General features: G+C 68.4%; 11 protein-coding genes. 1 reads left to right on the forward strand and 10 read right to left on the reverse strand.

Annotation, left to right across the window (positions count from 1 at the left end; genetic code table 11):
• Window positions 1-10 precede the first annotated feature (10 nt).
• Both chrA and L540_RS13020 read right to left on the reverse strand, forming a co-directional pair.
• Window positions 11-1,387, reverse strand: a complete 1,377-nt coding sequence (gene chrA / locus L540_RS13015; protein WP_043211821.1) for a chromate efflux transporter — start codon at window positions 1,385-1,387, stop codon at window positions 11-13.
• Window positions 1,384-2,328 (reverse strand): chromate resistance protein ChrB domain-containing protein, encoded by a 945-nt coding sequence (locus L540_RS13020; RefSeq protein WP_043211822.1) that lies wholly within the window; start codon window positions 2,326-2,328, stop codon window positions 1,384-1,386. Before L540_RS13020 ends, chrA begins: the two co-directional genes overlap by 4 nt.
• A gap of 185 nt (window positions 2,329-2,513) precedes the next feature.
• On the opposite strand from L540_RS13020, the gene L540_RS13025 reads away from it, so the two are divergent.
• Window positions 2,514-3,464: a LysR family transcriptional regulator gene (locus L540_RS13025; protein ID WP_043211823.1), complete on the forward strand. Its 951-nt coding sequence runs from the start codon at window positions 2,514-2,516 to the stop codon at window positions 3,462-3,464.
• On the opposite strand, the gene L540_RS13030 is transcribed toward L540_RS13025, so the two are convergent.
• The 8 genes from L540_RS13030 to L540_RS13065 all read right to left on the reverse strand — a co-directional run bounded on the left by L540_RS13030 (window position 3,465) and on the right by L540_RS13065 (window position 12,802).
• Window positions 3,465-4,445, reverse strand: coding sequence for a Bug family tripartite tricarboxylate transporter substrate binding protein (locus tag L540_RS13030; protein ID WP_043211824.1), 981 nt, complete (start codon window positions 4,443-4,445; stop codon window positions 3,465-3,467).
• A 54-nt stretch (window positions 4,446-4,499) separates the two neighbouring features.
• Complete coding sequence (locus tag L540_RS13035) at window positions 4,500-6,116, reverse strand: hydantoinase B/oxoprolinase family protein (protein WP_043211825.1); 1,617 nt, start codon at window positions 6,114-6,116, stop codon at window positions 4,500-4,502.
• On the reverse strand, window positions 6,117-8,204 hold the full coding sequence (locus L540_RS13040; RefSeq protein ID WP_231584798.1) for a hydantoinase/oxoprolinase family protein: 2,088 nt from the start codon (window positions 8,202-8,204) through the stop codon (window positions 6,117-6,119).
• 199 nt (window positions 8,205-8,403) lie between these two features.
• The gene (gene speB / locus L540_RS13045) at window positions 8,404-9,351 is read right to left on the reverse strand and encodes an agmatinase (protein ID WP_043211834.1); all 948 of its coding nucleotides are present in this window, start codon (window positions 9,349-9,351) and stop codon (window positions 8,404-8,406) included.
• Between the two features lie 16 nt (window positions 9,352-9,367).
• The gene (locus L540_RS13050; RefSeq protein ID WP_048026399.1) at window positions 9,368-9,931 is read right to left on the reverse strand and encodes a cupin domain-containing protein; all 564 of its coding nucleotides are present in this window, start codon (window positions 9,929-9,931) and stop codon (window positions 9,368-9,370) included.
• Window positions 9,932-9,995: 64 nt separating this feature from the next.
• The gene (locus L540_RS13055) at window positions 9,996-10,688 is read right to left on the reverse strand and encodes a DUF1989 domain-containing protein (RefSeq protein ID WP_043211835.1); all 693 of its coding nucleotides are present in this window, start codon (window positions 10,686-10,688) and stop codon (window positions 9,996-9,998) included.
• Window positions 10,689-10,724: 36 nt separating this feature from the next.
• Window positions 10,725-12,005: a M20 family metallo-hydrolase gene (locus L540_RS13060; RefSeq protein ID WP_043211838.1), complete on the reverse strand. Its 1,281-nt coding sequence runs from the start codon at window positions 12,003-12,005 to the stop codon at window positions 10,725-10,727.
• Window positions 12,002-12,802 (reverse strand): amino acid ABC transporter ATP-binding protein, encoded by an 801-nt coding sequence (locus L540_RS13065; protein ID WP_043211840.1) that lies wholly within the window; start codon window positions 12,800-12,802, stop codon window positions 12,002-12,004. The genes L540_RS13060 and L540_RS13065 overlap by 4 nt, the downstream gene beginning before the upstream one ends.
• Window positions 12,803-12,809: the final 7 nt, after the last annotated feature.

Raw genomic sequence — 12,809 nt, forward strand, 5'->3', positions numbered from 1 at the left:
AGGCAGCCCCTCAGAACACCAGCCTGGCCAGCAGACCGATGACGGCGCAGGCCGCGATGACTTCGATCACGCCGCGCTTGAAGCGGAAAAGCGCGAGCGCCGCGCCCAGGGCGATGAGCGCCGACAAGACGTCAAAATGCCCTGCCAGCCCCTCTGGCCAGAGCACGTGATAGCCGAAGAAGACGGCCAGGTTCAGGATGACGCCGACGACCGCCGCGGTGATGGCGGTCAGGGGCGCCGTGAATTTCAGGTCTTCTTTGGTGGCTTCGACCAGCGGCCCGCCCGCCAGAATGAAGAGAAAGGACGGCAGGAAGGTGAACCAGGTCACGATGACGGCCGCCAGGGCGCCGGCCGTGAACAGCAGATCCGGGCCGAGCAGGCTGTGCGCGTAGCCGGCGACGAAGCCGACGAAGGCGACGACCATGATCAAGGGGCCGGGGGTGGTTTCTCCCAGCGCCAGGCCGTCGATCATCTGGACGGGCGTCAGCCAGCCGTAGTGATCGACCGCGCCCTGGTAAAGATAGGGCAGCACGGCGTAGGCGCCGCCGAAGGTCAGGTAGGCGGCCTTGGTGAAGAACCAGCCCATCTGGGTGTAGGCGCCCTGCCAACCTCCCGCCGCCATGAGGACTGCCATCGGGATCGCCCAGAGCGCGCCGCCGACGGCCAGCACGCCGATCAGGCGGCCCCAGCGAAAACGGGCATGTTCCGGCGTGGGGGTGTCGTCGTCAATCAAGGCGGGGCCATGGCCTTGCCTGTCCGAACGGTGGCGCGTGCCGGCATGGAAATACGCCGGCCATCGCCGCCCGCCCACCAAGCCGGCCAAGGCCGCGATGGCGACAATCAGCGGGAACGGCAGCCCCAGGGCGAAGATCGCCACGAAGGCCGCGGCCGCGATGCTCCAGAGCACGGGGTTTTTGAGGGCCCGGGATCCGATGCGATGGGCCGCATGCAGGACGATGGCGGTCACGGCCGGTTTGATGCCGTAGAACAGCCCGGCGATGACGGGCAGGTCGCCCCAGGCGATGTAGACCCAGGACAGGCCGATGAGAATGAACAGCGACGGCAGGACGAACAAGCCGCCCGCCACTACCCCGCCCCAGGTCCGGTGCAGCAGCCAGCCGATATACGTCGCCAGTTGCTGCGCCTCCGGTCCGGGCAGCAGCATGCAGTAGTTCAGGGCATGCAGAAAGCGCCGCTCGCTGATCCAGCGCCGGCGCTCCACCAGTTCGGTGTGCATGATGGCGATCTGGCCCGCCGGACCGCCGAAGCTGATAAAGCCCAGCTTGAGCCAGAACCACAGCGCCTGCCGGAAACTGACCGGCCCGGGCCGATCGAGGGCCTTGTCGCCCGGCGCCGCGTCGGAGACAACCGTATCGCGTGTGCTCATGCCCCGCCCTCCTGCTCGAAGCTGGCGAGCAATCCGTCAAAGACGCCGCTGGCCAGCGCCAACAAACGGTCGTCATCGTCGACCGTGGCCCGCAGGCCGGCCAGGACCTGCTCCACGCCGGCGGCCTCGGCCGGCTGCACGCCGCCCATGTCCAGAAAATGCACGATGGCGCCGAGCCTATCCATGCTCCGGCTTTGCAGACCAAAGGCGGTGAGCAAGTGCTCGAAGGTGACCTTGGCGCCCGCATGGGAGAAACGCGCGCCGTCGAAGTCAAAACCCAGCGCCGTATTGGGGCAGTCGGCCGGCGATGCCAGCCACAGGATGCGGGCGTTCTTGTCGATGCGGCGCCGGATCAGCCAGGCGCTCGCCAGCCGGTCCACCCAGGGCCGCGCCCGCGTCGCCCAGGTCCGGCCCTGGTAGTCCTCGACCCGCAAGCGGACGATGGCGCAATCCCGGGCATGCGGCTCATCGGCGGACAGGGCGCGATGCGCGCCCTCCTCCAGTTCGCGCAAGGCGGCATCGGCCTGGCGCTGCGCCTCCGCCGGAAAGAAATCCATATCGGTCAGCTGGGCATAGGTTTTACGCAACTTGCGCAGCTGTTTCAGTGTGTCCATGGCGGTTTCGGGCGATAGCGCGACGCGCAGCGGCTCGATGCCCTTGCTTATCAGCTCGCCATACGCCGCGGAGCGGTCAAACCGCGCTTGCAGCCTCGCCGGATCCTCATCGGCAAAAGCGGCCTCGGCCAGATAGGCGCTGCCGCCGCTGTCGCGCACCTCGTGCGCGATCGTCTCCAGGGTCTGCCGGCCGCGCTCATGCGACGGCAGCAGATAGACGCCATCACGAAGCACGGCCGCGCCGCAGGCCTTCAGCGCGCGCCAGGCGCGCATGCGCGCCGCCGCGTTCTCCGTGGGCAGGGAAAGAATCAGGATCAGCCAGCGCATTTCCGGGCAGCGCGGTATTGTGTAGGGTATTCAACGAATCTGTAGCGTACTCTGCATTTTTTATAAAAACAACACGCGCTGCGGGCGGCCACTCGCAGCCGGCATCGGCACGGCCGATGGATAGTCGTTGATTATTCGTTTTGGCCAATATAGGATCGGCCATTCCGCGGCCATGCCCTTTTCCCATGCTGAGAAACGTCTCCCTGCGCCATCTGCGCTGCTTCATGGCGGTGGCCAATGCCGGCTCCTTCACCGTGGCGGCCTCGCGGCTGTTCCTGACCCAATCCTCGCTGACGGCGACCATCCAGCAGTTCGAGGAAGCGGTCGGCGTCAAGCTCTTCGACCGTAATACGCGCCGCGTCTCCATGACCCCGGAGGCGGTCCGCTTCAAGGTCGAGGCCGAGAAAATCCTAAGCCATTTCGATGGCGCCATCAGCGATCTGCAGGCCTTCTCCAAAGGCCAGCAAGGCCACATCCGCATCGCGGCGGCGGCCTCCGTCATCGATCATTTCCTGGCCGACGCCATCCACGCCTTCCAGGCCACCTACCCCAACATCACGATTTCGCTGCGCGATGCCGGCGCCGAACTGGTCGAGCGCATGGTGGCCGGCGGCGACATCGACTTCGCCGTCACCAGCCGGCACAAGGGCTATGACGACCTGATCTATACGCCCTTGTTCGAGGACCGTTATGGCGTCGTCTGCGCGGGCGGCCATCCCCTGGCCGGCGGCCGGGGTCCGGTGCGCTGGACGAGCCTGGATCCCGCCGATTACGTGGGCTTTACCGCCGATACCGGCATCGGCGCCTTCCTGCGCGCCAATGCGCCCAACCCGGCGCTATTCGAAGGCAGCCGCGACGAGATCTCCAGCACCACATCGCTCTTGGCGGTGCTGCGCCGCGGCGCGCGCTATTCCATCCTGCCGGCCCTGGCGGCCAGCGTGGGGGGCTACACGGCGTTCCGCTTCCGCGAGCTGGCCGCTCCCCGGCTGGCGCGCGAAGTCTGCCTGATCACCCGCCGGCTGCGTTCGCTGTCGGCCAGCTCGGAGCATCTGCTGGGCTTCATCCGCGAAGAAATGCGCAAGAAGCCCGTGCCCCCCGGCGTGCGCCTGCTGCAGGCGCGCACGCGCGGGGACTGATCAGTCCAGCTTGATGCCCGCCTCGTCGATCACCGCCTTCCACTTGGCGGACTCGCTGCGCATCATGTCGGCGAGCTTCTGCGGCGGCCCCCCGGCGATTTCAAAACCCATGTCCGACAGCTTCTTCTTCGTGTCGGCGTCCTGCAGGGCGCGGTTGAAGGCCTGGTTGAGCTTGAGCACGATGTCGGCCGGCGTGCCGGCCGGCGCCAGGAAACCATACCAGCCCAGCAACTCATACCCTGGCACGCCGGACTCGGCCACCGTGGGGATATCGGGATAGTTGGCCAGCCGCTGCGCCGTCGTCACGGCCAGGGCGCGCAGCTGCCCTCCCCTGACCAGCGGCATGGCTTCGGGCAGGATGGCGAACATATAGGTTGTCTGTCCACCCACCAGGTCCTGCAAGGCCGGCGCGCCGCCCTTGTAGGGGATGTGCGCCGCCTTGGCGCCGGTCATCCGTTTGTAGAGCTCGCCGCCAAGGTGCGACGGCGTGCCGGCTCCCGCCGAGGCATAGTTCACCGGCGTGGCGGAGGCCTTGAGCATGGCCGTCAGCTCGGGCATGGTCCGCGCCGGGGCCGAGCGGTTCACCACCACCAGGCTGGGCAGCATGGTCGCCAGCACGATGGGGCTGAAGTCTTTCTGCGCGTCATAGGGCAGCTGGGCATACAGGCTCTGGTTGACCGACAGCGCCGTCGAAGTGCCCAGGAACAGCGTATAGCCATCGGGATCGGACTTGGCTACATAGGCCGCGCCGATATTGCCGCTGGCCCCGGCGCGGTTCTCGACAATGACGGGCTGGCCCAGGCTGTCGGCGACTTTCTGGCCCAGGGTGCGGGCCAGCACGTCGGTCGACCCGCCCGCGGGATACGGCACGACCAGCTTGATGGGCTTGTCGGGATAGCTCGCCGCCTGTGCGCCGAGGGCGCCGGCCAGCGCGGCCGAGACCAGCAGAATCCTGGCTGACTGCAGTGCAATACGCTTCATTTTTCGTTTTCCCCTTGCTGCGTTGGATAGGAACCGGGCGCCCCGCAGGGGCGCTCAGCTTGCTGCGATATAGCCCTGGCGGCGATCCCATTGCCGGGCGGCGGCGTCGCGTTGCGAGACCGGCCCGTAGCCGCCGCCGCCCGGGGTGCAGAGCGTCACCTCGTCGCCGGGCTGCAGGATGTGCGGCCGGCGGCTGTCGACCGCCTGGCCATTGATGAGCACGCGGCCCAGGGCGCCCTCCTCGCCGCCGCCCAGGCCGGGGGCCGCCACCTTCAGTCTTTCGGTCAGGAAGACAATCGACAAAGGGCCGTCGTGGGTGCTGACAAAGCGGACCTCCTCGCCCAGCCCGCCCCGGAAAGCGCCCTCGCCGCCCGATCCCGGCCGCAGGGCTTTGTGGCGGAAGAGCAGCGGCGCCTCGCGCTCGGCGACTTCGACCGGGGTGGCGGAGATATTGCTCGGCCAGGACATGACCGAGGCGCCGTTCTTGCCGGCCGTCGCGCCCATGCCGCCGTTATAGAAGAGCACCGTGGCGAAGGACTTGCCATTGGCGCGCGTGCCGCTCAGATTGGCGATCCACAGCGGTGAACCGACGCCGGCCATCACCTTGTTCGGCAGCACCGGATGGAGCGCGCCGAAGATGACGGTCGGCACGTAATGCCCTGTGCAGGCGCGCCCGCCCACCGGCGCCGGCATGCGCGGATTGAGGATGGTACCTTCGGGCGCCACCGCGCGGATGGGCCGGAACAGGCCATCGTTGTTGGGCAGCTCCGGCAAGAGCAGGCATTTGATGGCGTAGACCGTCATGGCGCTGGTGTAGGCCAGCACGCAGTTGATGCCGCGCGGCTGCTGGGCGGAGGTGCCGGCGAAATCGCATTCGATCTCGCCGTCGCCGATGCGCACATTGACGGCGTAGCGGAAGCGTTCGTCAAAACCGTCGGTCTGCATCTCATAGCGGTACTCGCCCCGGGGCAAGGCGCGGATGGCCTGGCGCATGGCGGCTTCGCTGCGCGCGAACAAGGCCTCGGCCAGCTCGTCGATGCCCGGCAGGCCGTACTCGCGCAGGATGTCCTGCAGGCGCGCGGCGATCAGTTCCACCGCGCCGACCTGGGACCAGATATCGCCCACGGTCTGCTCCGGCGTGCGCACATTGCAGCGAATCAGGTCCAGCAGGGTCTCGTCCGGCTGGCCGGCCGTCAGAAAACGCATCAGCGGGATATGAAAACCTTCTTCGTAGAGCTCGCGGGCGTCCACCGAACGGATCTTGCCGCCGATATCCGGGACATGGGCCGCCGTGGCCGCGAAGCCGACCAGCGCCCCGTCATGGAAAACCGGTTTGACCAGGCTGACATCGTTCAGGTGGCCGGTCCCTATCCAAGGGTTGTTGGTGATGAAGACATCGCCGGGGCGCATGGCGGCGCGGTCAAAGCGCTCGATCACCGCCCTCACCGTGCGCGGCAAGGTGCCGATGAAAGACGGGATGCTGCCGCTGTTTTCCGATAGCGCGCGTCCGGCCGAGTCGGTCAGAACGACAGCAAAATCGTTTGCCTCCGTCGACAGCGTGGAAAACGATGTGCGCACGATGAGCTTGGCGGCCTCGTTGACCACCGAGCGCACCCGGGTCCAGAACACTTCGAGAAAAATGGGATCGGCCGAGGGCTTGAGTTCAGGCATTTAGGCTTCCTGCAGAGTGATCACGAGATTGCCGCTGGCGAGCTGTTCGACATGGCCCTGGGGGCCGACCACCAGCGTCGAGCCGGCGTCTTCGATCAACATCGGGCCCTGGCCGGCGAAACCGGCGCGCAAGCCCTCGCGGTCATAGATGGGGGTATCCACATAGCCGCCCGCTTCATGGAAATAGACCTGGCGCCGGCTCTTGGGCGCGGGCGCGGCCCCCGCCTCCATGGGCGCGGCCCGCGGCGCCTGGCGCGGCGGGGCCTCGGCCGTGACGCGCAGATTCATCAGCTCCACCGGCACGTCCGGCGGCGTGCGGCCGAACTTCTCGCGATAGCCCGATTCAAAAGCCGCCACCAGCTCGGCGCGCAGCGCCTGCGGCCCGGGCGCGTCCGGGCCGGCATAGGGGCCGGCCGGCATGCGCACGGTCAGGTTGAATCCCTGGCCGGCATAGCGGCCGTCGGCCTGGCGCGTCAGGACGATGGGACCGAAGGTGTCATGCAGCGGCGCCAGCGACTCCCGGGCCTGGGATTCCAGCTCGGCATAGGCGGCCTCCAGGTCTTCCAGACTATCCTGGGCCGGCCGCACGCTCACCGTGCGCGAACGGTCGGCGCGCGCTGGCGCCACCAGCAGGCCGTAGGCGGAGGCGACGCCGGCCGCCGGCGGGCAGAGAATGGTCTTGACGCCGATCTTGCGCGCCACGTAGTAGGAATGCAGCGGGCCGCCGCCACCGGTGCACAAGAGCACGAAATCGCGCGGATCGCGGCCGCGCTCGGCGACGTGCACGCGCGCCGCGCCGGCCATGTTCTCGGCCACGATGTCATGCATACCCCAGGCCACGTCCAGCGCCTCGCGCCCCAGCCTGGCGCCGATGCCGCCGATGGCCTGCCCGGCCAGCGCGGGGTCGATGGCCACCGTGCCGCCGGCGAAATAGGCCGGGTTCAGATAGCCCAGGAGCAGATTGGCGTCGGTCACTGTCGGCGCCTCGCCGCCCCGGCCATAGCAGGCCGGCCCCGGCTCCGAACCCGCGCTTTGCGGTCCGACCTTGAGCAGGCCCAGCGCATCCTGGTGCGCGATGCTGCCGCCGCCCGCGCCGATCTCGATCAGGTCCACCGTGGTGATGCGCACCGGCAGCCCGCTGCCTTCGGCAAAGCGTTTCTGGCGCGCGGCCTCGAAGCCGAAGGCGATCGACGGCCGCCCGTCCTCCACCAGGCAGAGCTTGGCCGTGGTGCCGCCCATATCGAAGGCCAGCAGATCGGCCCGGCGGTCGCGCAGGCTGTAATGCGCCGCCGAAATCGCCCCGGCCGCCGGGCCGGACTCCAGCAATTCGATGGGCGTGCGCTTGGCCTCGGCGATATGCGACAGCCCGCCGTTGGAAAGCATCATGAGCACCCCGGCGCGCAGGCCGAGATCGGCCAGGCGCGCCTGCAGGCGGTCCAGATAGCGATTGGCCAGCGGCTTGATGTAGGCATTGGCCGTGGTGGTCGAGATGCGCTCGAATTCGCGCACCACGGGCGCGACATCGCAAGACAGCGTGACTTCCAGGGCCGGAAACTCGCGCCGCAGGATGTCCAGCACCTGACGCTCATGCGCATCCGAGGCATAGGAATGCAGCAGGCAGACCGCCAGCGACGCCACCCCCTGCGCCACCAGATCGGCGGCCACCGCCCGGACCTCGGCGGCATCGACCGGCGCCAGTTCGGCGCCCCGCGCATCCATGCGCGCCGAGATCTCGCCGCGCAGGCGGCGCTCCACCAGCGGCGGCGCGGCCTCCACGGTCAGATCGTAGAGATCATATTTGCGCTCGTGACCGATCTCGATCACATCCTTGAAGCCGCGCGTCACCAGCAAGCCGGTGGGGCTGCCGCGCCGCTCGATCAGCGCATTGGTGAACAAGGTCGTGGCATGGACCACGCGCGCCACCCGCGCCGGATCGATCTGCTTGTCGCGGATCAGCCGCGCCACGCCGTCGGCCACGCCCTGCGCCGGGTCGCCATGCGTGGTCAACACCTTGAGGCTGTGCAATCTTCCGGCTTCGTAGTCCAGCGCCACGACATCGGTGAACGTGCCACCGATATCGATTCCCACCGCCCATGATTTCAATCCTGTTCTCCCGAAAAGCGTTCATGTGACGGAGGCCATGATAGGAAGCGGCTTAATCCAAATCCAATGAAAAATTGAGATGGATTATTCGGAATATCCGAAAGGTTGAATCCGGCGTGCGCGCAAAAGAAAAGCGGCCCCTATCGGGGCCGCCCGGCGGAAGCAGCGGCGGCGCCAAGCGCGCTCAGGACGCTGTCGGCGCGTGACTGCGCGCCAGCAGGCACAGGCATTCGTACATCAGCGTGGCGCCCAAGAGCGCCGTGTTGCCGCTGGGGTCGTAGGGCGGCGCGACTTCGACCACGTCGGCGCCCACGAAATCCAGGCCGTCCAAGCCGCGCAGCAGCGCCAGGGTCTCCCGCGTGGACAGCCCGCCGACCTCCGGCGTGCCGGTGCCCGGCGCATAGACCGGGTCCAGGCCGTCGACATCCACCGACAGATAGGCCGGCCCCTCGCCGACCACGCGCCGCGCCTCGCGGACGATGGCGTCGACGCCGGCGGCGTCGAATTCCTCGATGAACACCACCCGCATGCCATGGTCCAGCGAATACCGCCAGCCTTCGTCGGTGTTCTGCGCGCCGCGGATCCCGATCTGTATGGTGCGCCTGGGGTCGAGCAGCCCGGCCTCGACGGCGCGCCTGAAGGGCGAGCCATGGCTGAACTTGGAGCCGGCGTGTTCGTCCCAGGTATCGGTATGGGCGTCGATATGCACCATGCCCAGGGGCTGACGCGGCGCGATGGCCTGGAAGATGGGAAAAGTGATGGAGTGATCGCCGCCGGCGGTCAGCGCTTTCTTGCCCGCCGCGAAAATGGGCGCGAAGAAGCGCCGGATATCCTCATGGGCGCCTTCGAGCTGCCCGAATCCCGTGAACGGCACGTCGCCGACGTCGGCCACCTTGCACACGGCGAAGGGGTTGAATCCGGTCACATGGTGGATGGCGCGCGTCATGCTGGACATATTGCGGATTTCGCGCGGGCCGAAGCGCGCGCCCGGGCGCAGGGTCACGCCGCCGTCAAAGGGCACGCCGGCCAGCGCGATATCGAAATCGTCATGGGGCGCGGCCTGCGGCACCCGCATGAAGGTCGGCATGCCGCTGTAGCGCGGCAGGCTTTGCATCGTGGTGTCTGTACTCATGAAGGCTTCCTGGTGGTCAGAAGGTGGCCGGCGTGTTGACCCACAGCACGCGGGCCACGGTGCGGCCCGGGTTGCGGTAGCTATGCGGCACCTCGCTCGAAAAGTAGAAGGAATCGCCCTGGCGCATATGGTGGACGGCCTCGCCCAGGCGCAGTTCGAACTCGCCTTCGAGCACATAACCCATCTCTTCGCCCGCATGCGAGATCTGCTCCGGGCTTTCCGCCTCGGGTTCGAGCTGGTGGATGTCGGCCTGCAGCAGCTGGCCGCGCATGGGCACGATGACGCGCTCCAGCTTGACCCCGGGCTTGCGCCCGCGCGCGCTGGTGAACTCGATGACCGGCCTGTCGCCCTGGCGTATCACCGGCGACGAGGGCGGCGCGTGGGCCGCCATGAGCTCGGCCACATTGGTGTCCAGCGCCCGCGCCAGCCGGTGCAGATTGGCCAGCGACGGCATGACCTGCCCTCTTTCGATGCGCGACAGCAGGCTTTCGGAGCAGTCGGCCGCCTGCGCCAGGGCCTTGAGCGTCAGGCCGTGCACCCGGCGGGCATGTTTGATCCTGGTTCCCAGGGCGGGCTGCATGGCTGCGTCGTCCGGCGCGGGCGGCCTTGGGCGGGAGGCGGGCGGCGTCATGGCGGCGCGCGTCTCAGGCCAATACCGAGAAATGGATCTCGACCGGCCGGTTGTCGTTGATGGGCACGATGTCCTGCGGGCAGGCCGAAAGCACCACGACGCAGTCCATGTCGGCGCGCAGGTCGACATAGTCGCCCGCCTTGGAGACCGGGGGCAGCCATTGGATGCCGCCGTCCGGGCCCACCGGAATATTCATCCACAGGTTCAGGGGCTGCGGTACTTCGCGGGCGCGCAGACCGATGGCCTTGAGCGCCAGGCGCATATTGTCGGCGCAATTGTCGTGATAGTGCTCCACGCCCAGGTTGCGATAGCGGTAGGCGTCGCAGGCGGCCATCAAGGTGTCATGCACGCCGGGCGAGGTGTCGGCCACCAGGGTCATGATGCTGCGTCGGCGGTTGCTGTAGAGCGGGTCGCCCACTTTGGGAATGATGCGGTCGATCGCCGCGCGCGCATGCTCCATGGACATGAACTCGCTCAGGTCATCGCTCTTGAAGGCCCAGGTATCGCAGACCTGGCTGCCATGGGTATTGAAAATGCGGATCACCTGGCCGCGCGCCAGGCGGACCGCGCGGCCATGGCGCGCGGGGACCTCATAGCGTTTGCCCGGTTCGGGCCGGCCATCGGGCGAGATGGGCTCCAGATGCGTGTTGTTCAGGCCGACGGCTTCGCCATTGTCGGCAACGGTGGCGGCGAGATGGGTGTCCATGCGGGTTTCCTTGAGGGTTGTGGGTGGGACGGAGAATCAGGATGAACAGGGTTCGGCCAGTTGCAGCAGGCACCAGGCCAGCGCCCGCGTGCAGGCCGCCAGGTCGGCGATCGCCGTGTCCTCGGCCGGGTGATGGCTCACGCCCGCCACGCTGGGCGCGAACAACATGGCGGTCGGGCAAAAGCCGGCCATCGGCATCGCGTCATGAAAAGCGCCGGACAGCATCCGGCGATGCGGCAGGTCCAGCGCCTGGCAGGCCGATGCCGCGAGCGCGACCAGCTCGGGCGCGAAATGCACGGTCGGCTTGTCCTGCAGGACGTCGATGCGGCCGCCCTCGGGCAGCGCGGCATCCATCACGGCGCGCAAGGCATCCAGCGCGTGCGCCTCGGGATGGCGCGCATCGACGGTGAAGACAACCCGGTCGGCGATGGTGTTGATCGAACCCGGAGAGCAGTCCCAGCGGCCGATGGTGACCCGCAGCCGCTCGTCGCCGGCGGCCCGGGCATGCTCGAGCACGGCATGGGCCATGCGGACGGCCTTGGCCTGGGCGTCATCGCGGCTGGCCAGCGGCGTGGTGCCGGCGTGGGCGCTGCGCCCGGCTATCGTCACGCGATACCAGCGCACGCCCTGGATAGCGCTCACGCAGCCGACCTGCAGGCCTTGGGCTTCCAGCACCGGGCCTTGTTCGATATGCGCCTCGATATAGGCATGCACGGGCTCGCCCAGGCGCCGCGCCATCCAGTTCCAGCCCGCGGCGGCCGCATGGTCGGCGAAATCCGCCACGGCCTGATCGCGGGCGCGCTCGAACGATACGCCGTCGGCGTCGGCCACCTCGAGAAAGCCGGCCAGGCGTCGCGGGTCGGTATAGGAAACCGAGCCCATCAGGCCGGGCGCGAAGCGCGAGCCCTCTTCATTGGTCCACATGACCACCTCCAGCGGCCGCCGGGTGGCGATGCTCAGGCTGTCCAGGGCGTCAAAGACCTCCAGGCCGGCCACGATGCCGAAAGCGCCGTCCAGCCAACCGCCCAGGGGCTGGGTATCGGCGTGGCTGCCCGTCATCACGGGCTCGGCCTGGGCATCCTGCCCCAGGCGGCGCACATAGACGTTGGCGGCGGCATCGATGCCCAGGCGGTAGCCGGGGCGTTGCCCGAAGGCCTGGGCCAGCCAGCGGCGCGCCCGCAGTTCCGCCGCGCTCAAGGCCTGGCGCGCCACCCCGCCGGCGGCCTGGCCGCCATGGCCGGCCAGGCCGCGCTGGCGCGCCTCCAGGCGGGCGGGATCGATGGCCTCGGCCAGGCGGGCCGCCAGGGCCGCGCTCATGGCGCCGCTCCGGCGAGGCTGCGCCGTATCCAGGGCTGCAGAAAGGCCTGCACACGCGGGTGCTCGGGCTGGTAGACAATCTCCCGCGGCGTGCCCACCGCGACGATGCCGCCTTTTTCCATGAAGACTATGCGGTCGGACACTTCGGCCGCGAAACTCATTTCGTGCGTGACCATCACCATGGTCATGCCCTCGCGCGACAGCGACTTGATGACTTCCAGCACTTCGTCGACCAGCTCGGGATCCAGGGCCGAGGTCGGCTCGTCCAGCAGCATGGCCTCGGGCCCGATGGCCAGGGCGCGGGCGATGCCCACGCGCTGCTGCTGGCCGCCGCTCAGGTTGGCGGGCAAGGCGTCGGCCTTGGCCGACAGCCCCACGCGCGCCAGGGCTTCGCCGGCGATCTGGCGCGCGCGGTCGGCGCGCATGCCCTTGGCCAGCGTCAGCGGCGCCATCACATTGGCCAGCGCGCTCATGTGCGGCCAGAGATTGAACTGCTGGAACACCATGGCCAGGGGCGCGCGCACCTCGGCGATGACGCGGTCGGACTCGGGCCGCAGGCGTCCCGAGGCGTCGCGCTGATAGCCCAGCAAGGCGCCGCGCACCCTCACCTCCCCTTCGTCGTAGGCTTCCAGGAAGTTCATGCAGCGCAGCAGCGTGGTCTTGCCCGAGCCCGACGGGCCGATCAGGGTCACGACCTCGCCGCGCGCCACGTCCAGGTCCACCCCGCCCAGCACGCGGTGGCCATCGAAGGATTTGCCCACGCCCCGCAGGGACAGCATGGGAACGGCAGTATTCATGGACGGC

It is taken from the genome of Bordetella pseudohinzii (genome assembly GCF_000657795.2).
GTDB lineage: Bacteria > Pseudomonadota > Gammaproteobacteria > Burkholderiales > Burkholderiaceae_B > Bordetella > Bordetella pseudohinzii.

Bases quoted from the DNA above. Each gene is read 5' to 3' on its own strand.
- chrA (WP_043211821.1), bottom strand. From the start codon at position 1,387: ATGAGCACACGCGATACGGTTGTCTCCGACGCGGCGCCGGGCGACAAG.
- L540_RS13020 (WP_043211822.1), bottom strand. From the start codon at position 2,328: ATGCGCTGGCTGATCCTGATTCTTTCCCTGCCCACGGAGAACGCGGCG.
- L540_RS13025 (WP_043211823.1), top strand. From the start codon at position 2,514: ATGCTGAGAAACGTCTCCCTGCGCCATCTGCGCTGCTTCATGGCGGTG.
- L540_RS13030 (WP_043211824.1), bottom strand. From the start codon at position 4,445: ATGAAGCGTATTGCACTGCAGTCAGCCAGGATTCTGCTGGTCTCGGCC.
- L540_RS13035 (WP_043211825.1), bottom strand. From the start codon at position 6,116: ATGCCTGAACTCAAGCCCTCGGCCGATCCCATTTTTCTCGAAGTGTTC.
- speB (WP_043211834.1), bottom strand. From the start codon at position 9,351: ATGAGTACAGACACCACGATGCAAAGCCTGCCGCGCTACAGCGGCATG.
- L540_RS13050 (WP_048026399.1), bottom strand. From the start codon at position 9,931: ATGCAGCCCGCCCTGGGAACCAGGATCAAACATGCCCGCCGGGTGCAC.
- L540_RS13055 (WP_043211835.1), bottom strand. From the start codon at position 10,688: ATGGACACCCATCTCGCCGCCACCGTTGCCGACAATGGCGAAGCCGTC.
- L540_RS13060 (WP_043211838.1), bottom strand. From the start codon at position 12,005: ATGAGCGCGGCCCTGGCGGCCCGCCTGGCCGAGGCCATCGATCCCGCC.
- L540_RS13065 (WP_043211840.1), bottom strand. From the start codon at position 12,802: ATGAATACTGCCGTTCCCATGCTGTCCCTGCGGGGCGTGGGCAAATCC.